We start from the raw sequence: 24,516 nt of genomic DNA on the forward strand, positions 1-24,516 counted from the left end.
GTCGTGGCAGGCATGCTACCCTGCAAACATCAGACCTGGCGACGTATCGCGCAGCCAAATGACACCCAATAAGCCTATGGCACACCACCGGAAAGGCAAAGCGTATTCACTGCCGCATAAGTAAAGAAAAGTACCGACGCTCAAATCGGTACTCCTTGTATGCTAAATACACCCTCACGTCAAATCCCTGAAACGTGTTCAGTGCAAAAACAACGGCTTTTCATGCATAAGTTATTCCGTTGAAACCAGCCTGGGCGTAATAAAGACCACTAACTCGCGCCGTTCATCTTCTTTACCATCATGGCGAAAAAGAGAGCCAAGCCAGGGAATGTCGCCTAATAGCGGCACGCTGTCGGCTGCGGATTTATTCTTATGTGAAAAAATCCCGCCAAACGCAATCGTCTCGCCGCTTCTTACCTCGACCTGCGTTTCAATCTCTTGCTTGTCGATAGCCAGCACTTCGCCATCTGCCTGTTGTAGAACCTGTCCCGGAACATTCTGGCTGATATGCAGTTTCAGCCTGATTCTCCCTTTCTGCAACACCGTTGGCGTCACCTCCATCCCCAGTACCGCTTCCTTGAACTCGACGGATGTCGCACCGTTTTCACCGCTGGAGACCTGATAAGGGATCTCACTGCCCTGCTTAATACTGGCAGGTTGCAGGTGAGATGCCAGTAATCGTGGACTGGCAATGATATCCAGTTGCTGTTTTTGCTCCAGCGCAGACAACTCCAGTTCCAGTAAACGACCGTTAATACGGCCAATGTTAAATCCCACACGGGATGTGGCGGTGGCTACAGAGAGATCGCTGGCAAGCGTTGTGACATTCCCAACCGCCCCCGGTTGTTGTGCGTCAGCCAGTGACCACTTCACCCCCAGCTCACGCAAACTTTTTTCATTAATGGTGACGATATGCGCCGCCAGTTCAACCTGGGCAACTGGCAAATCCATTTGCGCTACCCACGTTTCTAGGGTGTCGAGAACAACACGATTGTCACGCAGCAGTAAGCGGTTGGTTCGTTTATCCACCGTCATGCTTCCTTTGGCACTGAGCAGCTTTACTCCGGCTTTTACCAGCTCGGTGGCATCAGCATAGTGCAAAATGATGCTGCGATGTTCCAGCGGAAGACTAGCCTGAATCCGCGCCTGCTCGTTTTCCTGACGAGCCGCATTTTCACTCTGCCATTGAACAGAATGCACATGCAGGACGTTGCCTTCCTGACGTAATACCAGCCCGGCACTTTTTACCACCGTCTGCAATGCCTGCTTCCAGGGGACATCCGTCAAATGCAGCGACAGCACACCGCTGACATCCGGCGAAACCACCAGGTTTTTTTGTTCCTGTTCAGCCAGCGCCTGCAATACCTGCGTAACCGGCACATCATCGACCACCAGCGTCACGTTTTGCGGTTTCGTCGCCAGCGCGCTCGTTATCCCGACCGCCAGTGCCATTACTATCAACGCTATCCATCGCTTCATTTACCGCTCCTTGTCGCTGCCACTGCCACCGCGGCGGTTCGCAGTTTTTTTCTGTGTCGAGGGTTATGTTCTGGGCCGTTATCTGCATAATCGTCCAACCGTTTTTCAGGACGTCATTTCGCTTAACCCGCAGCCATTTTTTCTGGCTATCCTGAACGATGCCGATGGGTCGTGTGCCCTGACTCACCATGCCCTGAAAACGCCATGTCGACAGCTCAGCAATTTGACAACGGTCCTCCGGCGGCAGGAAGGGATTACGCATACCGGTAAGCATCAGTACGCTTACGCATATCAACAGCCAGCGCTCAACCATCATTCAGGCGCTCCAGCTTTAGCGTTAGCAGCAGCTCCGTACCTTCTGCGCTAAGCGAAAATCGGCTGACGTTCATCCCCTGAGCCGCCAACTGGACAAACGTCAGCGGGATAGCATCCCAGGCCGATATCAGCGCCATCTCTCCCCCCTGAGCTGAGGGTTGCCAGTGGATAAGACGGGTAAGTGAATTCTGAAACAGCAGCGGGGAGAACAGGGTCAGTTTCTCTTCAGACTCTGCTGGTGATGCCGCCAGCAGATATACATCTCGCCATTGCATCTGAATAGCCGCACGTTGCTGGACCAGCGACTCGCGTTGCATAGTCCGCTCCCGCGCTAAGGGGTAAAGACATAGCGTCACCAGTATGAGTAACCCCAACATCCAGCCGCACCAGCATATGAGTCGAAAGCGTGGCGACTGCGCTAACCAGACATCACAGAGCGTTATCATGCGCACCGCTCCGTGTCAGTCGAAAGTGGAATTGCCAGCGTCCCTGCGCATCCTGCTGCGTTTCTCCAGGGCTGTTCAACATAAACAACGGCAACTGGCGTAATTGCGCTTCCAATGCCTTCAATGCGGCAAAGTTCAGTGTGTTTCCCGTCAGTTCCAGCGTGTCCTCCTGCCAGGTCATTTTTGTTAACCACGCATGCTCCGGCAGTAATTCCGCCAGCCCTTGCAAAGCCCGCTGCCAGCTTCGGGTCTGCTCACGCTGTTTGTTCCGCGCCTGAACCTGCTGCCATCGTTGCTGGCGCAGTTGCATACGCGGCTTCAGCGCCATGAGGGCCTCGGCCCGCGTCTTTTCGGCGTCTGCCAGCAACAATTCAGCCCGATTTTCTACACTCAAAGCGCTGTAATAGCGCAACAACACGCCAATACTAAGCAAGAGTGAAGCGCTAAATAAGATGCCCCAGAAGCGCAGGCAAGCGTAACGCCGAGCCTGACGCCAGGGCAGAAGATTAATGGTCGCTATCATCAGTACACGCCCCCCATAGCGAGTCCCAGCGCAATGGCGAAGTGATGGCTTTGCGTTGGAATGGGCGGCTGGCGTACAGACACGGCGCTTAAAGGATCGAAGCCGCCGGGGGAGCATTTCGCAATGGCTGTCGTGGGCAGAGATAATGTCGTGGCAAGCTCCTCGATACAGCTAATATCGCCCGTTGATTTACGTCCCCATGCTGAACGGGTCGCCCATAACCACTGGGCATCATCACGCCATACCAGACACTGGTGATGCTCCGGCAGGAAGGGAATAAATCGCTGTAACGCGCTGGCGTCTGGGGTAATCGCCGTAACCTGCACCTTAAGGGTTTGGATAAGCGTCAGAAGCGCTGAAATCTCTTTGCTTTGCGCAGCAGTGACGTTAAACGCCGGGCTCAACGTGTCTTCGCTATAATCAAAATGCAGTGCATCCGGCGCCATATCCAGTTCACGCGCCATCGAACCGGACAACCATGCGGTTTGCTCTGGCTCGCGTAACGTCATTGTCGGACGAGGAAACTTTTTTTGTAACGTCCTGTTGGCGGGAAAAGAGAGATGAATATGGTGTCGGCGAGGGAGCTCCCGGCTCCACGACAGTAGCGCGGCGACCAGTTGTTCAGGCTCGCGAATGTGGCCATCGACGATAACCTGAGGCGTCAGCGGTATACGCCACCAGCGTTGCAGATACCAACCTGATGCTTCGCGAACGATAGCGACAGCCAGCACTTCATGTTGCTGAATATGCAGACCAATTTTCCAGATATTGAAAGCCATTGCTGATGATCTCCTTATCACCCGTCGCTTTAACGGGTATATCAATGCGTCTGGCTTGCCTTTATACTACCGCGCGTTTGTTTATAAACTGCCCAAATGCCACTAAATGGGAAATCTCCAGTGAAGTTCGTAAAGTATTTATTAATCCTTGCAGTATGTTGCATCCTGCTGGGAGCAGGCTCGATTTATGGCCTTTATCGCTATATCGAGCCGCAATTACCTGACGTCGCGACGCTCAAAGATGTGCGTTTACAGATCCCGATGCAGGTTTACAGCGCTGACGGCGAGCTAATCGCGCAGTATGGCGAGAAACGTCGAATCCCGGTCACTCTGGATCAGATGCCGCCGGTAATGGTTAAAGCCTTTATCGCCACAGAAGACAGCCGCTTTTATGAGCACCACGGGGTAGACCCGGTGGGGATTTTCCGTGCGGCCAGCGTAGCATTGTTCTCTGGTCACGCGTCGCAAGGGGCGAGTACCATTACCCAGCAGTTGGCGAGAAACTTCTTCCTGAGCCCGGAACGTACGCTGATGCGTAAGATCAAAGAAGTGTTCCTGGCGATCCGCATTGAACAACTGCTGAGTAAAGATGAGATCCTCGAGCTGTATCTGAACAAGATTTACCTGGGGTATCGCGCCTATGGCGTGGGTGCTGCCGCGCAGGTCTATTTCGCTAAAACGGTGGATCAACTCAGCTTAAGTGAAATTGCGGTGATTGCCGGTCTGCCAAAAGCGCCGTCAACCTTCAACCCTCTCTATTCGATGGACCGGGCAACCGCGCGACGTAACGTTGTACTGTCGCGTATGTTGAGCGAAAACTACATCACGCAGGCCCAGTACGATCAGGCGCGCGGCGAAGCCATTGACGCCAACTACCACGCGCCGGAAATCGCTTTCTCTGCACCATATCTGTCTGAAATGGTGCGCCAGGAGATGTATAACCGTTATGGTGAGAAAGCCTATGAAGACGGGTATCGCATCACCACCACCATTACACGCAAAGTACAGCAGGCAGCTCAGCAGGCAGTACGCAACAACGTGATGGATTACGACATGCGCCACGGCTACCGCGGCCCGTCGAACGTGCTGTGGAAAGTGGGCGAAAGCAGTTGGGACAGCAAAAAAATCACCGATACGCTGAAAGCGCTGCCGACTTATGGACCGCTGTTACCGGCGGTTGTTACCAGTGCCAATCCGCAGGAAGCCATTGCCGCGCTGGCGGATGGTACGTCAGTGTCATTACGCATGGATGGCATGCGCTGGGCGCGTCCTTACCGCTCGGATACTCAACAAGGCCCAACGCCGCGCAAAGTGACCGACGTGGTACAGGCCGGCCAGCAAATCTGGGTACGCCAGGTGGGCGATGCCTGGTGGCTGGCGCAAGTGCCAGACGTCAACTCCGCACTGGTCTCCATCAATCCGCAAAACGGCGCGGTGCTGGCACTGGTTGGTGGTTTTGACTTCAACCAGAGCAAGTTTAACCGTGCAACGCAGGCGTTACGCCAGGTGGGTTCTAACATCAAGCCATTCCTGTATACCGCCGCGATGGATAAAGGTCTGACGCTGGCGAGCATGCTCAACGACGTGCCAATCTCCCGCTGGGATGCCGGTGCTGGTTCCGACTGGCAGCCGAAGAACTCCCCGCCGCAGTACGCCGGTCCTATCCGCTTACGTCAGGGGCTGGGTCAGTCGAAAAACGTGGTGATGGTACGCGCCATGCGCGCCATGGGCGTGGATTACGCGGCAGAGTATCTGCAACGTTTCGGTTTCCCGGCACAGAACATTGTGCATACCGAGTCACTGGCGCTGGGTTCGGCTTCGTTCACACCGTTGCAGGTGGCGCGCGGTTACGCAGTGATGTCTAACGGCGGCTTCCTGGTCGATCCATATTTCATCAGTAAGATCGAAAGCGATATGGGCGGCGTTATCTTCGAAGCGAAGCCAAAAATTGCCTGCCCGGAATGCGATATTCCAGTGATTTACGGCGATACCCAGAAATCTAACGTGCTGGAAAACAGTAACGTAGAAGATGTCGCCGTCTCGCAGGAACAGCAGAATGCCGCCGTGCCTATGCCGCAGCTTGAGCAGGCTAACCAGGCACTGGTCGCGCAAAGCGGCACACAGGAATACGCTCCGCACGTGATCAACACACCGCTGGCCTTCCTGATTAAAAGCGCGCTGAACACCAATATATTTGGTGAACCAGGCTGGATGGGAACCGGTTGGCGCGCAGGTCGCGATTTACAGCGTCATGATATCGGCGGGAAAACCGGAACCACCAACAGCTCTAAAGATGCGTGGTTCTCCGGTTACGGACCAGGTGTGGTGACGTCAGTATGGATCGGCTTTGATGATCATCGCCGCAACCTTGGTCATACGACAGCTTCCGGCGCGATCAAAGACCAAATCTCCGGCTACGAAGGCGGTGCGAAGAGTGCGCAGCCAGCATGGGATGCCTACATGAAGTCCGTGCTGGAAGGCGTGCCTGAACAGCCGTTGACGCCGCCACCGGGTATCGTGACGGTCAATATCGATCGCAGCACAGGACAACTGGCAAGCGGTGGCAATAGCCGCGCAGAGTACTTCATTGAAGGTACTCAGCCGACGCAACAGGCGGTGCATGAAGTGGGGACGACCATTATCGATAATGGTGAGACGCACGAACTGTTCTGATCAAAAAAGGCGCTTAGGCGCCTTTTTTGTTGTTCGTGTATTAGCAGCAGAGAAATTAAAGCCGCCCCTGCCCTTTCAGCCATTCGCGTACGAGGAACAACGCACTGACATTACGCGCTTCGTGAAAATCAGGATCTTCCAGCAGGTCCATCAAATGCGCCAGCGGCCAGCGCACCTGCGGTAATGGCTCAGGTTCATCACCCTCCAACGATTCAGGATATAAATCTTCTGCCACCACGATGTTCATCTTGCTGGAGAAATAAGATGGCGCCATGCTGAGTTTCTTTAAAAACGTCAGATCTTTTGCGCCAAACCCCACCTCTTCTTTCAGCTCCCGATTCGCCGCCTCAAAAACGCTTTCGCCAGGATCGATTAATCCCTTGGAAAAACCCAGTTCGTAAGATTCGGTCCCGACTGCGTACTCGCGGATGAGGATCATGTGGTCGTCAACAATCGGCACAATCATTACCGCTTCACGCGTGGATGGACGCATACGTTCATAAACGCGGCGTACGCCATTGCTGAACTCAAGGTCCACGCTTTCGACTTTAAACAGCCGGGATTGGGCGACGGTTTCCACTTTCAAAATCGTGGGTTTCTGTAATGATTTGCTCATTGTGAGGATCTTTGCTGTGAAATCTGGGGTTATTGTGCGATATACCGCACGGTTTCGGCAATGTGAATTGCCGTTTATTTACATTTATGTAACGTACTAAAAGTTAATCCCTATTTCAAATTAAAAGTCAATAGGTTGAAATAACTCCAGGAATTTGCTGATATTCCATTTTTAGTGATTTTGCTATGATTCGCTTTTACTGGGCTGTACTTAAAGATGCTCAAGTTCGACTCCACACTTGCCGATAGCCAACCACAGAATCACGAATATTGAACAGGGTGCGACTGACCACGCCTGACAGACTAAGTAAGATGGGGAAAGCATGAGCACCATTCTGATTTTTTTAGCTGCTTTGCTGGCCTGCTCATTGCTTGCAGGATGGCTACTCAAATCAAAATCCAGGCAGAAAAATTTACCCTTGAGCAGCGTCTTCTCAGACGCCTCGAAACGTAAACTCGCGCCTGAAGAACGCAGTGCCGTCGAAAACTATCTCGAAAGCCTTAGTCAAATTCAGCAAGTACCTGGTCCAACTGGAGCCAGTTCTGCGCCAGTCTCATTAACGTTGAATGCCCAAAGTAATAGCGTCATCGTGCTTACTCGTTCGATTACACGTTACGGCATCACCACCGACGATCCTAACAAATGGCGCTACTATCTTGATTCCGTTGAGGTGCACCTTCCCCCTTTCTGGGAACAATACATCAATGACGAAAACAGCGTTGAGATAATCCATACCGATACAATACCGCTGGTTATCTCGTTGAACGGCCATACGCTGCAGGAATATATGCAGGAAGCGCGTGGCTATGCGTTGCAGCACACCGCTTCTACCCAGGCATCCATTCGTGGTGAAGAAAGTGAGCAGATTGAACTGCTGAATATTCGCCAGGAAACCCATGAAGAATATGCGCTCAGCCGCCCTTCGGGATTGCGCGAGGCGTTGCTGATAACCGCATCATTCCTGCTGTTCTTTTTCTGTTTGGTTATCCCGAATACGTTTGTTCCATGGGCAGTCGGTGGCGCGGTGTTGCTGTTAGCTGCGGGTCTGTGGGGATTATTCGCCCCGCCGTCCAAAACCGCCCTGCGGGAAATTCATTGTCTGCGCGGTACGCCGCGTCGCTGGGGGTTGTTTGGCGAAAACGACCAGGAGCAAATTAATAATATCTCGCTGGGTATTATTGATCTGATCTACCCACCTCACTGGCAACCTTACATCGCCCAAGACCTTGGCCAGCAAACGGATATCGATATTTATCTCGATCGCCACGTTGTCCGCCAGGGGCGTTTTTTATCTCTGCACGATGAAGTCAAAAATTTCCCGTTGCAACATTGGCTGCGCAACGCCGTCATCGCTGGCGGCTCGTTGCTGGTACTGCTGATGCTGCTGTTTTGGATCCCGCTGGATATGCCGATAAAGGTCACGCTTTCCTGGATGAAGGGCGCGCAAACTATCGAAGCCACCAGCGTTAAACAGCTCGAAAACGCGGGCGTTCGCGTGGGTGACACGCTGCACCTGAGCGGTACGGGTATGTGTAATATTCATACCCAAGGGAGCTGGAATGCGCAGCCCACCACGCCGTTTATGCCTTTCGATTGCTCGCAAATTATCTGGAATGACGCACGCACATTACCGCTGCCCGAATCCGATCTGGTGAATAAGGCCACTGCGCTCACGCAGGCCGTGAACCGCCAGCTGCATCCCAAACCTGACGATGACTCTCGCGTCAGCGCATCGCTACGCTCGGCAATCCAAAAGTCCGGCATGGTGTTACTGGACGATTTTGGTGAGATTGTCCTGAAAACGGCCGATCTGTGTGCAGCCAAAGATGAATGTGTACGCTTAAAGAATGCGCTGGTTAACCTCGGTAACAGCAAAGACTGGGCCGCGCTGGTAAAGCGAGCGAACGCAGGCAAACTGGATGGGGTGAACGTGCTGCTGCGTCCGGTAAGCGCTGAGTCGTTAGATAATCTGGTGAATACCTCTACGGCACCATTTATTTCACGCGAGACTGCGCGAGCGGCCCAGGCGCTGAATAGCCCTGCTCCCGGCGGTTTCCTGATTATCAGCGATGAAGGCAGCGATCTGGTCGATCAGCCGTGGCCGACGACCTCGCTGTATGACTATCCTCCCCAGGAACAGTGGAACGCCTTCCAGCGCCTGGCGCAGATGCTGATGCAGACACCATTTCGCGCAGAGGGGATCGTCACCAATATTTCGACTGACGCCAATGGCACCCAGCACATTGGCCTGCACCGTATCCCGGATCGTTCAGGGTTATGGCGCTACCTTGGCACGACGCTGCTGATGTTCTCCATGCTCGGATGCGCTGTCTACAACAGCGTGCAGGCATTCAGACGCTACCAGCGTCACCGCACCCGCATCGCGGAAATTCAGAGCTACTACGAAAGTTGCCTGAATCCAACGCTGATTGACGACCCGGAAAGCCTGATTCGATAACACGCTCGCACGACAGGATATGCTACTCTGTCGCGCATCATGTTTTCTTGTGGGGAGTTTCCATGCATATCAATATTGCCTGGCAGGATGTCGACACCGTGTTGTTAGATATGGACGGCACGCTGCTCGACCTGGCATTCGATAACTATTTCTGGCAAAAACTGGTGCCGGAAACCTATGGCGCGAAGCAGGGTATCTCTCCCCAGGAAGCCCAGGACTATATTCGTCAGCAGTATCATGCCGTGCAGCATACGCTAAACTGGTACTGCCTGGATTACTGGAGCGAGTGCCTGGATCTGGATATTTGCGCCATGACAACGGAACAGGGACCACGCGCCGTTTTGCGTGAAGATACCGTACCGTTTCTTGATGCCTTAAAAGCCAGCGGCAAGCGCCGTATTTTGCTCACCAACGCGCATCCGCATAATCTGGCGGTGAAGCTGGAGCATACCGGTCTGGCCTCACACCTTGATTTATTACTTTCCACCCACACATTTGGTTATCCCAAAGAGGATCAGCGGTTATGGCACGCTGTGGCTGAAGAAACGGGAATGAGTGCAGAGAAGACGCTGTTTATTGACGACAGCGAACCTATTCTCGACGCCGCTGCTCTGTACGGTATTCGTTACTGCCTCGGCGTGACCAATCCCGACTCCGGCATCGCCGAAAAGCAGTACGCACGCCATCCGTCACTGAATGACTACCGCCGACTGATCCCCTCACTGATGTGAAGGAGACGCCATGAAAGAAAAGCCCTCTGCTGAAGTCAGGCTGGATAAATGGCTGTGGGCTGCACGCTTTTACAAAACGCGTGCGCTAGCCCGCGAAATGGTTGAAGGCGGTAAGGTGCACTACAACGGCCAGCGCAGTAAGCCGAGCAAGATTGTCGAGCTGAACGCCACCCTCACCCTTCGCCAGGGAAATGACGAGCGAACGGTCATTATCAAGGCCATTACCGAGCAGCGTCGCCCGGCAACGGAAGCCGTTACGCTGTATGAAGAAACCGCGGAAAGCGTGGAAAAACGCGAAAAAATGGCGCTGGCGCGTAAACTTAACGCGTTAACCATGCCGCACCCGGACAGACGACCGGACAAGAAAGAGCGCCGCGACCTGTTACGATTTAAACATGGCGACAGCGAGTGACTGTCACCTGCAAGAGAGATGATTATGCCGCAACATGACCAATTACATCGTTATCTGTTTGAAAACTTTGCCGTGCGCGGCGAGCTGGTGACCGTTTCGGAAACCCTGCAACAGATCCTCGAAAATCATACTTATCCGCAGCCGGTCAAAAACGTACTGGCTGAGCTGCTGGTTGCCACCAGCCTGCTCACCGCTACGCTGAAGTTTGCCGGTGATATCACTGTGCAGTTGCAGGGTGATGGTCCGCTGAGCCTGGCCGTCATCAACGGCAACAACAATCAGCAGATGCGCGGCGTGGCCCGTATGCAGGGTGATATTCCTGAAGATGCCGATTTGAAAACCCTGGTGGGCAACGGCTACCTGGTGATCACCATTACTCCGGAAGAAGGCGAGCGTTATCAGGGCGTGGTCGGTCTGGAAGGTGACACGCTGGCAGCCTGTCTGGAAGACTACTTCATGCGTTCCGAACAGCTGCCGACACGCCTGTTCATCCGCACTGGCGACGTTGATGGCAAACCCGCTGCTGGCGGAATGCTGCTGCAAGTGATGCCGGCGCAAAACGCACAGGCAGATGATTTCGATCACCTGACCGCCCTGACCGAAACCATCAAGGCCGAAGAGTTGCTGACGCTGCCGGCCAACGAAGTGCTGTGGCGCTTATACCACGAAGAAGAGGTTACTCTCTACGATCCGCAGGACGTTGAGTTCAAATGCACCTGTTCACGCGAACGCTGCGCAGGCGCACTGAAAACGTTGCCGGACGAAGAAGTTGACAGCATTCTGGCGGAAGAAGGCGAGATCGATATGCACTGCGATTACTGCGGTAGCCACTATCTGTTTAACGCCATGGATATTGCAGAGATCCGCAGCAACGCCTCCCCTGCCGATCCACAGGTGCATTAATCACCGTCTTGCCTGAAGGCGCTTATCAGGCCTACGGAAAAACTGTCGTAGGCCGGATAAGGCGTTCGCGCCGCTATCCGGCAAAAACGCTGTCGGCAACACATTCACTCGGTGTAATAAGTCATCGGTAGTCTTTTGCCATCAATAGTGATATCCCGCCAGATTCTGGGGGCTGAACCCAGTTGCTGATTCGCCACCACCTGCAGCAATTTATCCTTATTGAATCCTTCAGGTAGCCTGGCAACAGCTAACAAATCCCATTTGTTTTTCTGCATGCCGAAGACCAGACTCTCCCCATCGCCAAAAGCATATAGCACCTGCTCAGGATGACCATCCGCATTGAGGTCCTGACTCACCAATACGCACGCATTCTGCTCAGCACAAGAGGTGATGCGATACCCCTGTGCTTTGACAAACGTCCAGAACGCATCGTCTGGCTTCTCGCTCCCCGGAGCAATCACAACCTTCGATACTAACTGTGTTGCGGTTAGCTCTTTAACCGGATCCCGGCTCCCTTGCAGCAGAGAATTCAAGTCGCGTCTGCGCTTACTGTCTTGATTAAACGCCACATCTTTTTGTAATGCTTCCAACGCTGCGCGCCCCGGTTTTCCGCTGTGATCCAACATATACAGGCTGACCTGATCCGGTTTGATTTTCCCGCTGTGATACAGCCCCATATGGCTGCTAACGCTGATACGCCAGGCATCAATAACCGGCGACGACAGCAGAACCAACAGCCCCAATGCCAGCAACGAAACGCCAAGAATGACCGGCCCCTGAAGCTCAAGCGGATTGCGCCCGCGGCGTAAAATGCTGGCCAGATAGCCAAACGACCATACCAGCAGTACCACGACCACCAGCACGCCATACAAACGCTCAGGCGTCCAACCGTACTGCTGTATTCGCACCCACAGCGCCCAACCGGCAATCAGCGTATAGATGGGCGTGATAGCCAGAGCACATTTGATGAGATAGCGTAACGCGCCAGGATAAGGTAGAGCTTCTTTTTGTGGCTCACGCACCATCGCCATGAGCAGCAGCAGGCTAAACGTCAGCGTTGACATCAGCCCTGCCGCGGAAACCCGCTGCGAAATAGCCTCCAGCCCGGTGAAAGGCAAGGTCAGTATGAACATCAGCGCCAACAGCGCGACCAGAGGTAACAGACCGGTGGCAATAAACGTCAGTAATTTTTGTACCGCCGTGACCAGACGCGACTGTGTACGAGCCAGTACCACTGCCAGTGCGGTAATCAGACCAAAGGCCACATAGCCAAACCAGTCGGTATCAAAGAAGAGCGTGCTGAAGAAGGGAATACCGACCAGCTTAAACATCTCGCTCCATAGCAGGAGCACCAGCCAGAACAACCCGTTGGAAATGAACACAATCAGCAGCGTCAGCGTGTTAAGCCACAATTGTGTATAAAATTGCGCATAGCGTGTCTGTTGGCGGGACGCGCGAAGCGAGTACTGAATCCAGGGCAAGGCAAGCATCGCCATCAGCAGTAAGCGCCAACCGTAGAACATAAAAACTTCATGTTGCCGCCACTTATCACTGTCCTCGACTTGCCACTTTAGCCAGGCGCTCATCGCCAGCACCACAACAAAGATCAGCGCCATCCAGTACCACAGCGCGCGTTGTTTGAAAGAAACGACAGTAAGCAAAAGTGCCGAGGTGATCGCAATCGTCGCAGGCATGCCATAGAACAGCCAGCCGTCGTTATGGGGCACCAGATATGTCATCAGCAGGTAGCATAATGCCCCCTGCAGCAGGCCGATAAATATCATGCCCAAACGCGTCGTACGTGAAATTTCAGCACTATCCATGTCAGTTTCCAGAATGAAGGGAAAAGCTAATTATCGCATCAACTTCACAATTTTGAGCATTGGTAGGCTGATTTCAGACTAACGCGACGGGAAGTGAATCGATATTGTATATGTATGAGTTACGTTATTTTCTTACGTGAATGCGATTACACTCACAAGATTCCCGCCAAAAACACTCTTCATTAACGTTTTAAGAACATTTTCCACAACAAAAAAGGGTTTCCTGCCATAATATCCGCCTCTTTGTGACAGGAGTCGCAGCGTATTCGGTAACCCGTGATTTTCCCGGATGCGTAAATCTATGAGCCTTGTCGCGGTTAGCAATCCCTAAAAAACCTTACTATTCCAGGTAATACATATTGGCTAAGGAGCAGTGAAATGCGTGTGAACAACAGTTTAACCCCGCAAGATCTCAAGGCTTATGGTATCAATGACGTTCAGGATATCGTTTACAATCCAGACTACGACACGCTTTTCCAGGAAGAACTTGATCCAAACCTGGAAGGTTATGAACGTGGCGTGTTAACGAATCTGGGCGCCGTTGCCGTTGATACCGGTATCTTTACCGGACGTTCGCCAAAGGATAAGTACATTGTCCGTGACGACACCACGCGCGACACGCTCTGGTGGTCAGACAAAGGTAAAGGTAAGAACGACAACAAACCGCTCTCCCCGGAAACCTGGCAGCATCTGAAAGGATTAGTTACCCAGCAACTTTCCGGCAAGCGCCTGTTTATCATTGATGCATTCTGCGGCGCTAACGCCGATACCCGTCTTTCCGTGCGCTTCATTACCGAAGTTGCCTGGCAGGCGCATTTCGTCAAAAACATGTTCATCCGCCCAAGCGACGAAGAGCTGGTTGATTTTAAACCGGATTTCATCGTGATGAACGGCGCTAAGTGCACCAACCCACAATGGAAAGAGCAGGGTCTGAACTCTGAAAACTTCGTGGCTTTCAACCTGACTGAGCGTATCCAGCTGATTGGCGGCACCTGGTACGGCGGCGAAATGAAGAAAGGTATGTTCTCCGTGATGAACTACCTGCTGCCGCTGAAAGGCATTGCTTCCATGCACTGCTCGGCAAACGTCGGGGAAAAAGGTGATGTGGCAGTCTTCTTTGGCCTGTCCGGTACCGGTAAAACAACGCTGTCCACCGATCCGAAACGCCGCCTGATTGGCGATGACGAACACGGCTGGGATGACGACGGCGTATTTAACTTCGAAGGCGGTTGCTACGCGAAGACTATCAAACTGTCTAAAGATGCCGAGCCAGAAATCTACAACGCAATTCGTCGTGACGCGCTGCTGGAAAACGTCACCGTGCGCGAAGATGGTTCCATCGACTTCGACGACGGTTCCAAAACTGAAAACACCCGCGTTTCCTACCCGATTTATCACATCGATAATATCGTTAAGCCAGTGTCAAAAGCGGGTCATGCGACCAAAGTGATCTTCCTGACTGCCGACGCATTTGGCGTGCTGCCGCCGGTTTCTCGCCTGACAGCAGACCAAACTCAGTACCATTTCCTGTCTGGCTTCACCGCCAAACTGGCCGGTACCGAACGCGGCGTTACCGAACCGACCCCAACCTTCTCTGCCTGCTTCGGCGCAGCATTCCTGTCTCTGCACCCAACGCAGTATGCAGAAGTGCTGGTGAAACGTATGCAGGCGGCAGGTGCGCAGGCGTATCTGGTTAACACCGGCTGGAACGGTACTGGCAAACGTATCTCTATCAAAGATACCCGTGCGATTATTGACGCCATCCTGAACGGTTCGCTGGATGACGCAGAAACGTTCCGTCTGCCGATGTTTGACCTGGCTATCCCGACCGAGTTGCCGGGCGTGGATACGCGCATTCTCGATCCGCGTAATACCTACGCGTCTCCAGAGCAGTGGCAGGAAAAAGCCAATGCACTGGCGAAACTGTTTATCGAGAACTTCGAGAAATACACCGACACCCCTGCGGGTGAAGCGCTGGTTAGCGCCGGACCGAAGCTGTAATTTTTGATTCGTTATATAGCCCCTTATCCGAGAGGGTAAGGGGTTTTTTATTGTGTTTATCTTTTAAAATGTACTCGGTACACCTATAATCTGTACTATCAACCCCATGCGCAGGACGCGCTATGTTCACATTTATTGAGCTACAAGGATTTAGTAAACGCCGTCCGTTACTTTTGCCTGACGATGAGTTTCGCGCTTTTCAAGAGGCGCTTATAGAGAACCCTGAGGCTGGAGATACTATCGCTGGTACAGGTGGATTCAGAAAAATTCGCTGGAGTCGCTCTGGTATGGGCAAACGCAGCGGTATTAGGGTTATCTATTACAACGTGACGCGCAAAGGTCGAATCTATCTCGCTTTGCTCTATCCTAAAAATGAACAGGATGATTTAACCGAAGAGCAAAAAAGAGTTTTAATGCACTTATCCAATATGCTGATTTAATCATGGGAATTTTAATCATCAGGACACCGCTATCCGGTGTGGTGAGGCCAAAATGAAAGACGAATTATTTGCCGATTTGCTGGCCAGTGCAGAAGAAATGGTGCGTATAGAGAAAGGTGAAGAAACACCTAAGCCTGAACATGTACATACCTTTAGCGAAATTGATGTTAAAGCCATCCGCGAAGCAACAGGGTTACGCCAACAGGATTTTGCCATAGCTGTTGGCGTGAGTTATGACCTGGTTAAAAGCTGGGAAACGAAACGACGCCAGCCGACTGGTGCACCAAGAAAACTGCTTTTATTAATTCAAAAAAATCCATTTATAATTAATCAATTAAAAGCAATTTAAGCCAGAGGTTTTACTCTGTATCCCGTAAACAAAGGGAGGCATTTCGCCTCCCTTTCTTATACGTCTTTCGTGATACCCTGCGCGCGAGTGAAAGGAACCGGAAGCCATGCACGAATCGACAACCCACCACGTTCACTGGTACCAATCTCCAGCATGCCGTTATGGTTATCGATAATACGTTGCACAATCGCCAGACCCAGCCCCGTGCCGCTGGTACTGCGCGCGCTGTCGCCGCGGACAAATGGCTGGAACAGGTGCTTACGCTGCTCCGGCTTGATGCCCGGACCATCATCTTCTACCTGGAACCAGGCGCGATGCGTCTCCGTACCGCTACTAACCTTAATCCAGCCGTTGCCGTAGCGGGCGGCGTTAACCACCATATTGGCAACCGCACGCTTGATCGACAGCGGGTGCATCTTCACCTGAATGGCGCCAGGCTGCAGCGCAGTTTCGATTTCACGTTCATAGCCGCTTTCTGCCGCAACCACTTCACCCAGCACCGAGTTCAGATCCGCCATCTCCATCGGCATCTCCTGACCGGTACGCAGGTAATCGATGAACTGCTCGATGATGGCGTTACACTCTTCGATGTCCTTATTGATGGACTCCGCAAGATAACCGTCCTCTTCGCCCATCATTTCCGTTGCCAGACGAATACGCGTCAGCGGAGTACGTAAATCGTGGCTCACGCCCGCCATTAACAGCGTACGGTCATCGGCCAACTGCTTCACACCTGCGGCCATATGGTTAAAGGCTCGGGTTACGGAGCGCACCTCTGAAGCGCCATACTCACGCAACGGCGGTGGAATGATACCTTTCCCCACCTGCAGCGCCGCATGTTCAAGATCCACCAATGGTCGGTTCTGGATACGGATAAACAGCCACGCGCCACCGATAGCCAGCAGCATAATCGCCAGCGTATAGCGGAACAGCGGTGAGAAATCGCCTTGATGAATTTCCGTAAGCGGCACACGTACCCAGATGTTGGGCGACAGCCAGGTTTTCAGCCACACAACCGGCGAGCTTTTGTTTACCTCAACGCGGACTTCCGTTGGGCCACCCAACTGCTGCGCCATCTGATGGCTTAAGAATTCATAGTGTTGCGCCCAACGCAGTCCGGCTTCTTCAGCGGCCTCGTTGGAATAGAGGGAAATACCCAGCTCACGATAAATTTCCCGACGGAATGCGGGCGGCACCACCAGTTGCGTACCGTCCTCCAGCTGTAGTTTATCGGTCATCAGCATACGAACTTCGTAGGCCAGGACCTTATTAAACTGCTGGAGGCTCGGCAGAATCGCGAAGTTCAGCACTACCAGGTAAGTCGTCACCAGGCTGGCAAACAGCAAGGTGACGATGAGCAATAACGTGCGGGCAAACGAACTTCGTGGCGAGAAGCGCATTCGCCTCATGCTTTAGAACCGTCCGGAACAAAGACGTAGCCCAGACCCCATACGGTCTGAATGTAGCGTGGATGCGCCGGATCTTCTTCCACCATGCGACGCAGACGGGAAATCTGGACGTCGATAGAACGTTCCATCGCAGAATATTCACGACCACGGGCGAGGTTCATCAACTTGTCGCGGGACAGCGGCTCACGCGGATGGCTAACCAGTGCTTTCAGCACTGCAAACTCACCGCTGGTGAGCGGCATAGGCTCATCTTCACGGAACATTTCACGCGTACCGAGGTTCAGTTTGAACTTACCAAACGCAATGACCGCTTCTTCCTGAGAAGGCGCGCCCGGCAGTTCGTTCGCCTGACGACGCAGTACAGCGCGAATACGTGCCAGCAGCTCACGTGGGTTAAACGGTTTCGGAATGTAATCGTCAGCGCCGATTTCCAGTCCAACGATACGATCCACTTCTTCGCCCTTCGCCGTAACCATAATGATCGGCATCGGGTTGCTCTGGCTGCGCAGGCGACGGCAAATAGACAGGCCATCTTCTCCCGGCAGCATTAAATCCAGCACCATCAGGTGGAAAGACTCACGGGTCAGCAGACGATCCATCTGCTCAGCGTTTGCGACGCTTCGAACCTGGAAGCCCTGCTCGGTCAGATAACGCTCCAGAAGCGCACGTAAGCGCATGTCGTCATCGACCACCAGAATCTTATAGTTCTCTTGCATTGTTATTACTCCCAAAGGTTCGCAACAATTAAGTGTATATTCTTAAGAAAGCTAACGTGAGTCACCAGCGAATTCTGGTATGAATTCCAGGCTAAATTGTTACAAAGCATATTAAACAGCAGCTTAAGTATACAATGTTTCTCGCAATACATTATTTATTCTGTTGATATGCTCACGTAATACTAATTGTGCGCATCATCACAGAGTCGAAGGTAAAACAATAAGATGAAAACGCCCCTGATAACCCGTGAAGGGTATGAAAAACTCAAACAAGAGCTGAATTATCTCTGGCGTGAAGAGCGCCCGGAAGTCACCAAAAAAGTTACCTGGGCCGCAAGTCTGGGTGACCGCAGCGAAAATGCCGACTACCAGTATAATAAAAAGCGCCTGCGTGAGATCGACCGCCGCGTCCGATATTTGACCAAGTGCATGGAGAATCTGAAAATCGTCGATTACTCCCCGCAGCAGGAGGGCAAAGTCTTCTTTGGCGCATGGGTTGAGATTGAAAATGACGATGGCGACATCCGCAAATTCCGTATTGTTGGCTACGATGAGATCTTCGGTCGTAAAGATTACATCTCTATCGACTCACCAATGGCGCGAGCGCTGCTGAAAAAAGAAGTCGGCGATCTCGCAGTAGTAAACACTCCTGGTGGCGAAGCCAGCTGGTACGTGAACGAGATTGAATACGTTAAGTGAGACCGGAACAATCCGAAGCCCCGGCAGATGGCTGGCATTTTTGTCAGTCAATCCGTATAACTATCCCCTGATTTTTTATCCTATAGACGAAGCTATCCATGATGAATGATTCTTTCTGCCGCATTATCGCAGGTGAAATTCAGGCTCGTGCTGAACAGGTAGAAGCTGCCGTTCGCCTGCTTGACGAAGGGAACACCGTGCCGTTTATCGCACGATATCGTAAGGAAATCACCGGCGGTCTGGACGATACGCAACTGCGTAATCTGGAAACCCGTCTGGGATATCTGCGTGAACTGGAAGACCGCCGTCAGGCAATCCTGAAATCTATCGGCGAGCAAGGCAAACTGACCGACGACCTGGCGAAAGCGATCAACGGCACGTTAAGTAAGACCGAACTCGAAGATCTCTATCTGCCGTACAAACCTAAGCGCCGTACCCGTGGGCAGATCGCCATTGAAGCAGGCCTTGAGCCGCTGGCAGACCTGCTGTGGAACGAGCCGTCTCACGACCCGGAAACAGAAGCCGCTAAATATCTCAACGCCGACAACGGCGTGGCGGATATCAAAGCGGCCCTCGACGGCGCACGTTACATCCTGATGGAACGCTTCGCTGAAGATGCCGCGCTGCTGGCGAAAGTGCGTGACTATCTGTGGAAGAACGCGCATTTGGTTTCCACCGTGGTAAGCGGTAAAGAAGAGGAAGGCGCGAAATTCCGCGACTACTTCGATCACCACGAACCGATCTCTACCGTGCCATCCCACCGTGCGCTGGCCATGTTCCGTGGCCGTAACGAGGGCGTGCTTCAGCTTTCGCTGAATGCCGATCCGCAGTTCGATGAGCCACCGAAAGAGAGCCACGGCGAACAGATTATCCAGAACCACCTGGGACTGCGCCTGAACAACGCACCGGCAGACAGCTGGCGTAAAGGCGTTGTAAGCTGGACATGGCGAATTAAGGTGCTGATGCACCTCGAAACCGAACTGATGGGCACCGTGCGCGAACGCGCGGAAGATGAAGCAATCAACGTCTTTGCCCGCAACCTGCATGACCTGCTGATGGCGGCTCCGGCCGGCCTGCGCGCCACCATGGGCCTCGATCCCGGCCTGCGTACCGGCGTGAAGGTGGCGGTTGTTGACGGTACCGGTAAGCTGGTCGCGACCGACACCATTTATCCACACACCGGTCAGGCCGCCAAAGCCGCCGTTGCCGTTGCGGCGCTGTGTGAAAAATACAACGTTGAGCTGGTGGCGATTGGTAACGGTACAGCGTCGCGCGAAACCGAGCGCTTCTTCCTCGACGTGCAGAAACAGTTCCCGAAAATCACCGCGCAGAAAGTGATCGTCAGCGAAGCCGGGGCATCGGTTTACTCGGCTTCCGAGCTGGCGGCGCAGGAGTTCCCGGATCTCGACGTTTCATTGCGTGGCGCAGTGTCTATCGCCCGTCGTCTGCAGGATCCGCTGGCTGAGCTGGTGAAAATCGATCCGAAATCCATCGGTGTGGGCCAGTATCAACACGACGTTAGCCAGACACAACTGGCGCGTAAGCTGGACGCGGTGGTGGAAGACTGTGTGAACGCCGTCGGCGTCGATCTCAATACCGCTTCCGTTCCGCTGTTGACCCGCGTGGCCGGCCTGACACGCATGATGGCGCAAAACATCGTCGCCTGGCGCGATGAGAACGGTCAGTTCCAGAACCGTCAGCAACTGCTGAAAGTCAGCCGTCTGGGGCCAAAAGCTTTTGAACAGTGCGCAGGCTTCCTGCGCATCAACCATGGCGATAACCCACTGGATGCCTCCACCGTTCACCCGGAAGCCTATCCGATTGTGGAACGCATTCTGGCCGCTACCGAGCAATCGCTGCGTGACCTGATGGGCAACAGCAACGAACTGCGCAATCTGAAAGCCGCCGATTTTACTGACGAACGCTTCGGGGTGCCGACCGTCACCGACATCATCAAAGAGCTGGAAAAGCCGGGCCGCGATCCGCGTCCTGAATTTAAAACCGCACAGTTTGCTGACGGCGTAGAAACCATGAACGATCTGCTGCCGGGAATGATCCTGGAAGGGGCGGTCACCAACGTCACCAATTTCGGCGCGTTTGTTGATATCGGCGTTCATCAGGATGGCCTGGTGCATATCTCTTCGCTGTCGAATAAGTTCGTCGACGATCCACACACCGTGGTGAAAGCGGGCGACATTGTGAAGGTGAAAGTGCTGGAAGTGGACCTGCAACGTAAGCGTATCGCGCTGACCATGCGTCTGGACGAGCAGCCGGGTGAAACCAATGCGCGTCGCGGCGGCGGGAATAACGATCGCACTCAGGGCAATCGCCCAGCGCCAAAAGCGGCGAAACCGCGTGGCCGTGACGCCCAGCCTGCGGGCAACAGCGCGATGATGGATGCGCTGGCGGCGGCAATGGGTAAAAAGCGCTAAGTTTAAACCGTGTGCCGGATGACGGAATCAATACCTTATCCGGCATATTTAATATATCCCCCGCTTTTCACCACAATATATTTATCACTTTATTAACAGATGAAACCTTAATTAAACATTAAGATTCTCAATAATTACCTCCGCGAACCATTCTTTCCCTACCAGAATAAATATTGAGGAATATCAAAATTGGCTCAAATTATTATCCAATTGTACATTCCGTCACATTTATTCTATTGATGATAGAAACCATTCTCATTATCATTGTTTTGTTGATTATTTACTCTTTCCTTACGTTGGCTAATCATCTGGTCTCATGCCGCCCTGTCGCCCCATGAGGTAATCATCCAGTTAGCGAGATATAAGTAGGTCCCTATGCAATTCACTCCTGACAGTGCGTGGAAAATTACCGGCTTTGCCCGTGAAATCAGCCCGGCTTATCGTCAGAAACTGTTGTCACTTGGCATGCTGCCCGGCTCCTCCTTCAACGTGGTACGCGTCGCCCCGCTCGGCGATCCTATCCATATCGAAACGCGTCGCGTAAGTCTGGTATTGCGTAAAAAGGATTTGGCGTTATTAGAAGTGGAAGCGGTTTCCTGTTAATACAGTGAGTCTATAAAAATGAAAAAACTAACCATTGGTTTAATTGGTAATCCTAATTCCGGCAAGACAACTTTATTCAACCAACTCACCGGCGCGCGCCAGCGTGTAGGCAACTGGGCTGGCGTTACCGTGGAGCGTAAAGAAGGTCATTTCGCCACAACGGACCATCAGGTCACGCTGGTGGATTTACCCGGCACCTATTCTCTGACGACAATCTCATCCCAGACCTCTCTCGATGAGCAGATTGCCTGCCACTATATTTTAAGCGGCGACGCGGATCTGTTGATCAACGTGGTCGATGCTTCAAACCTTGAACGCAACCTCTACCTGACGTTGCAACTGCTTGAGTTGGGCATCCCCTGCATCGTCGCGTTGAATATGCTGGATATCGCTGAAAAGCAGCAAATCCGTATTGATATCGACGCCCTCTCAGCACGTCTTGGCTGCCCGGTGGTTCCGCTGGTTTCCACCCGCGCCCGCGGCATTGAAGCGCTGAAGCTGGCGATCGATCGCTACAAAGAAAACGACACTGTCGAGCTGGTCCATTATGCCCAGCCGTTGCTGCAGGAAGCGGATTCCCTCGCCGACGCGATGGCCAAAGATATGCCGCTCAAACAGCGCCGCTGGCTGGGCCTGCAGATGCTGGAAGGCGATATCTACAGCCGCGCATATGCGGGTGATGCCGCGCAAAATCTCGATGCCTCCATCGCACGCCTGAGCGAGACTATGGACGATCCGGCGCTGCACATCGCCGATGCGCGCTATCAGTGCATTGCCGCTATCTGCGATACCGTCAGCAATACTCTGACGGCAGAACCGAGCCGTTTCACCACCGCGGTAGATAAAATCGTTCTCAACCGCTTCCTCGGGCTGCCGATTTTCCTGTTCGTGATGTACCTGATGTTCCTGCTCGCCATTAACATCGGCGGCGCGCTGCAACCATTGTTTGACGTTGGCTCCGTAGCACTCTTTATCCATGGTATTCAGTGGATTGGCTACACGCTGCACTTCCCGGACTGGCTCACTATCTTCCTGGCCCAGGGCCTTGGCGGCGGGATTAACACCGTGCTGCCGCTGGTACCGCAAATCGGCATGATGTACCTGTTCCTCTCCTTCCTTGAAGACTCCGGCTACATGGCGCGCGCCGCGTTTGTGATGGACCGTCTGATGCAGGCGCTGGGACTGCCGGGCAAATCGTTCGTCCCGCTGATCGTCGGCTTTGGCTGTAACGTACCGTCCGTGATGGGCGCACGTACGCTGGACGCCCCGCGTGAGCGTCTGATGACCATCATGATGGCGCCGTTTATGTCCTGCGGCGCACGTCTGGCGATTTTCGCCGTCTTTGCCGCGGCGTTCTTTGGTCAGAACGGCGCACTGGCGGTCTTCTCGCTGTACGTACTGGGTATCGTGATGGCTGTGTTGACGGGCCTGATGCTCAAACACACCATCATGCGTGGTGAAGCAACGCCGTTCGTGATGGAGCTGCCGGTATACCACGTGCCGCACATCAAGAGTCTGATTATTCAGACCTGGCAACGCCTGAAAGGCTTCGTTCTGCGTGCAGGTAAAGTCATCATCATCGTCAGCATTTTCCTCAGCGCGTTTAACAGTTTCTCGCTGAGCGGGAAAATCGTCGATAACATCAACGACTCTGCTCTGGCCTCCGTTAGCCGTGTTATTACTCCAGTGTTTAAACCGATTGGCGTTCACGAAGATAACTGGCAGGCAACCGTAGGTTTGTTCACCGGCGCGATGGCGAAAGAAGTGGTGGTGGGTACGCTGAACACGCTCTATACCGCGGAAAACATTCAGGAAGAAGAGTTCAACCCGGCAGATTTCCACCTTGGTGACGAGCTGCTCGGCGCAGTGGATGAAACCTGGCAAAGCCTGAAAGACACCTTCAGCCTGAGCGTACTGGCTAACCCTATCGAAGCCAGCAAGGGCGACGGCGAAATGGCGACGGGCGCAATGGGCGTGATGGGCGAGAAATTTGGCAGCGCCGCCGCCGCGTACAGCTACCTGATCTTTGTTCTGCTGTATGTGCCGTGCATTTCAGTGATGGGCGCTATCGCACGTGAATCCAGCCGTGGCTGGATGAGTTTCTCGATTCTGTGGGGCCTGAATATCGCCTACTCTCTGTCGACGCTGTTTTATCAGACGGTCAGCTACAAAGAGCACCCGACCTACAGCCTGGTGTGCATTTTAGCGGTCATCCTGTTTAACATCGTGTTGCTGGGCCTGCTGCGTCGAGCTCGCAGCCGCGTGGACCTCGCACTGCTGGCAACCAACAGAACGGCGAGTTCCTGCTGTTCCAGCACGACTGGCGATTGCCACTAAGGTTATCGACAATGGCATCACTTATTCAGGTTCGTGATTTATTGGCTTTGCGGGGGCGTATGGAGGCAACACAAATTAGCCACACGCTGCATACCCCGCAGCCCATGATTGACGCCATGCTGAATCAGTTAGAAAAGATGGGCAAAGCGGTGCGGATTCAGGAAGATGCCGACGGGTGTCTTTCCGGAAGCTGCAAAAGTTGCCCGGAAGGTAAAGCCTGCCTGCGCGAATGGTGGGCTTTACGCTAATCAGATGCTATTTGCCGGATGGCGCTACGCTTATCCGGCCTACAAATGATGCAAACGTCCAGGCCGGATAATTCGTTTATGCAGATATCCGGCTTTTTTGCGTAATGGATTCCACATAGATTTC

At 53.2% G+C, this 24,516-nt stretch carries 22 protein-coding genes; 13 read left to right on the forward strand and 9 right to left on the reverse strand.

Annotated elements, in window-relative coordinates:
• Positions 1 to 231: 231 nt before the first annotated feature.
• The 5 genes from hofQ to E6P06_RS25595 are packed head-to-tail and all read right to left on the reverse strand — an operon-like array spanning position 232 to position 3,542.
• The gene (gene hofQ / locus E6P06_RS25575) at positions 232 to 1,479 is read right to left on the reverse strand and encodes a DNA uptake porin HofQ (RefSeq protein WP_139935827.1); all 1,248 of its coding nucleotides are present in this window, start codon (positions 1,477 to 1,479) and stop codon (positions 232 to 234) included.
• On the reverse strand, positions 1,382 to 1,795 hold the full coding sequence (locus E6P06_RS25580) for a HofP DNA utilization family protein (protein WP_139935828.1): 414 nt from the start codon (positions 1,793 to 1,795) through the stop codon (positions 1,382 to 1,384). The genes hofQ and E6P06_RS25580 overlap by 98 nt, the downstream gene beginning before the upstream one ends.
• Complete coding sequence (locus E6P06_RS25585; protein ID WP_044713870.1) at positions 1,785 to 2,240, reverse strand: hypothetical protein; 456 nt, start codon at positions 2,238 to 2,240, stop codon at positions 1,785 to 1,787. Before E6P06_RS25585 ends, E6P06_RS25580 begins: the two co-directional genes overlap by 11 nt.
• Positions 2,224 to 2,763, reverse strand: a complete 540-nt coding sequence (locus E6P06_RS25590; RefSeq protein ID WP_139935829.1) for a PilN domain-containing protein — start codon at positions 2,761 to 2,763, stop codon at positions 2,224 to 2,226. Before E6P06_RS25590 ends, E6P06_RS25585 begins: the two co-directional genes overlap by 17 nt.
• A complete protein-coding gene (locus E6P06_RS25595; RefSeq protein ID WP_044701416.1) occupies positions 2,763 to 3,542 on the reverse strand; it encodes a hypothetical protein in 780 nt (259 codons plus the stop codon). The genes E6P06_RS25590 and E6P06_RS25595 overlap by 1 nt, the downstream gene beginning before the upstream one ends.
• Positions 3,543 to 3,662: 120 nt before the next feature.
• Between E6P06_RS25595 and mrcA the strand changes: the two genes are divergently transcribed.
• Positions 3,663 to 6,215 carry a peptidoglycan glycosyltransferase/peptidoglycan DD-transpeptidase MrcA gene (mrcA, locus tag E6P06_RS25600; protein ID WP_168199056.1) on the forward strand — a complete coding sequence of 851 codons (2,553 nt, stop codon included), beginning with the start codon at positions 3,663 to 3,665 and terminating at the stop codon, positions 6,213 to 6,215.
• 55 nt (positions 6,216 to 6,270) lie between these two features.
• Here the strand turns inward: mrcA and nudE are convergent, their stop codons facing one another.
• Complete coding sequence (gene nudE, locus E6P06_RS25605; RefSeq protein WP_003837903.1) at positions 6,271 to 6,831, reverse strand: ADP compounds hydrolase NudE; 561 nt, start codon at positions 6,829 to 6,831, stop codon at positions 6,271 to 6,273.
• A 322-nt stretch (positions 6,832 to 7,153) separates the two neighbouring features.
• Here nudE and igaA point away from each other — a divergent pair, with 322 nt between their 5' ends.
• The 4 genes from igaA to hslO all read left to right on the forward strand — a co-directional run bounded on the left by igaA (position 7,154) and on the right by hslO (position 11,335).
• Entirely contained in the window at positions 7,154 to 9,289 is a 2,136-nt protein-coding gene (igaA, locus tag E6P06_RS25610) for an intracellular growth attenuator protein IgaA (protein WP_138827993.1), read from the forward strand.
• A gap of 62 nt (positions 9,290 to 9,351) precedes the next feature.
• Positions 9,352 to 10,020, forward strand: a complete 669-nt coding sequence (gene yrfG / locus E6P06_RS25615) for a GMP/IMP nucleotidase (protein ID WP_003023533.1) — start codon at positions 9,352 to 9,354, stop codon at positions 10,018 to 10,020.
• Between the two features lie 10 nt (positions 10,021 to 10,030).
• The gene (hslR, locus tag E6P06_RS25620; RefSeq protein ID WP_003837900.1) at positions 10,031 to 10,432 is read left to right on the forward strand and encodes a ribosome-associated heat shock protein Hsp15; all 402 of its coding nucleotides are present in this window, start codon (positions 10,031 to 10,033) and stop codon (positions 10,430 to 10,432) included.
• A 24-nt stretch (positions 10,433 to 10,456) separates the two neighbouring features.
• Positions 10,457 to 11,335 (forward strand): Hsp33 family molecular chaperone HslO, encoded by an 879-nt coding sequence (hslO, locus tag E6P06_RS25625; protein WP_003023531.1) that lies wholly within the window; start codon positions 10,457 to 10,459, stop codon positions 11,333 to 11,335.
• A 104-nt stretch (positions 11,336 to 11,439) separates the two neighbouring features.
• On the opposite strand, the gene E6P06_RS25630 is transcribed toward hslO, so the two are convergent.
• Positions 11,440 to 13,158 (reverse strand): DUF4153 domain-containing protein, encoded by a 1,719-nt coding sequence (locus E6P06_RS25630; RefSeq protein ID WP_139935831.1) that lies wholly within the window; start codon positions 13,156 to 13,158, stop codon positions 11,440 to 11,442.
• A gap of 378 nt (positions 13,159 to 13,536) precedes the next feature.
• Between E6P06_RS25630 and pckA the strand changes: the two genes are divergently transcribed.
• The 3 genes from pckA to nadS all read left to right on the forward strand — a co-directional run bounded on the left by pckA (position 13,537) and on the right by nadS (position 15,948).
• Entirely contained in the window at positions 13,537 to 15,159 is a 1,623-nt protein-coding gene (gene pckA, locus E6P06_RS25635; RefSeq protein WP_003023529.1) for a phosphoenolpyruvate carboxykinase (ATP), read from the forward strand.
• 122 nt (positions 15,160 to 15,281) lie between these two features.
• A complete protein-coding gene (locus E6P06_RS25640) occupies positions 15,282 to 15,599 on the forward strand; it encodes a hypothetical protein (RefSeq protein WP_003847996.1) in 318 nt (105 codons plus the stop codon).
• Between the two features lie 52 nt (positions 15,600 to 15,651).
• Positions 15,652 to 15,948, forward strand: coding sequence for a NadS family protein (gene nadS / locus E6P06_RS25645; protein WP_003837894.1), 297 nt, complete (start codon positions 15,652 to 15,654; stop codon positions 15,946 to 15,948).
• 56 nt (positions 15,949 to 16,004) lie between these two features.
• On the opposite strand, the gene envZ is transcribed toward nadS, so the two are convergent.
• Both envZ and ompR read right to left on the reverse strand, forming a co-directional pair.
• Positions 16,005 to 17,357 (reverse strand): two-component system sensor histidine kinase EnvZ, encoded by a 1,353-nt coding sequence (envZ, locus tag E6P06_RS25650; RefSeq protein ID WP_003837891.1) that lies wholly within the window; start codon positions 17,355 to 17,357, stop codon positions 16,005 to 16,007.
• Complete coding sequence (gene ompR / locus E6P06_RS25655; protein ID WP_001157751.1) at positions 17,354 to 18,073, reverse strand: two-component system response regulator OmpR; 720 nt, start codon at positions 18,071 to 18,073, stop codon at positions 17,354 to 17,356. The genes envZ and ompR overlap by 4 nt, the downstream gene beginning before the upstream one ends.
• A 225-nt stretch (positions 18,074 to 18,298) precedes the next feature.
• Between ompR and greB the strand changes: the two genes are divergently transcribed.
• The 5 genes from greB (at position 18,299) to feoC (ending at position 24,392) form a co-directional block, all read left to right on the forward strand.
• A complete protein-coding gene (greB, locus tag E6P06_RS25660; RefSeq protein WP_003023524.1) occupies positions 18,299 to 18,772 on the forward strand; it encodes a transcription elongation factor GreB in 474 nt (157 codons plus the stop codon).
• Between the two features lie 98 nt (positions 18,773 to 18,870).
• Positions 18,871 to 21,204: a Tex family protein gene (locus E6P06_RS25665; protein ID WP_139935832.1), complete on the forward strand. Its 2,334-nt coding sequence runs from the start codon at positions 18,871 to 18,873 to the stop codon at positions 21,202 to 21,204.
• Positions 21,205 to 21,579: 375 nt separating this feature from the next.
• Positions 21,580 to 21,807 (forward strand): ferrous iron transporter A, encoded by a 228-nt coding sequence (gene feoA / locus E6P06_RS25670; protein WP_003023519.1) that lies wholly within the window; start codon positions 21,580 to 21,582, stop codon positions 21,805 to 21,807.
• Positions 21,808 to 21,825: 18 nt separating this feature from the next.
• Positions 21,826 to 24,144 carry a Fe(2+) transporter permease subunit FeoB gene (gene feoB, locus E6P06_RS25675; protein ID WP_003023518.1) on the forward strand — a complete coding sequence of 773 codons (2,319 nt, stop codon included), beginning with the start codon at positions 21,826 to 21,828 and terminating at the stop codon, positions 24,142 to 24,144.
• Positions 24,145 to 24,155: 11 nt separating this feature from the next.
• Complete coding sequence (gene feoC / locus E6P06_RS25680) at positions 24,156 to 24,392, forward strand: [Fe-S]-dependent transcriptional repressor FeoC (RefSeq protein ID WP_003023516.1); 237 nt, start codon at positions 24,156 to 24,158, stop codon at positions 24,390 to 24,392.
• The last annotated feature ends 124 nt before the right edge of the window (positions 24,393 to 24,516 follow it).

This window comes from Citrobacter sp. CF971 (assembly GCF_006385635.1).
Classification (GTDB): Bacteria; Pseudomonadota; Gammaproteobacteria; order Enterobacterales; family Enterobacteriaceae; genus Citrobacter; species Citrobacter freundii.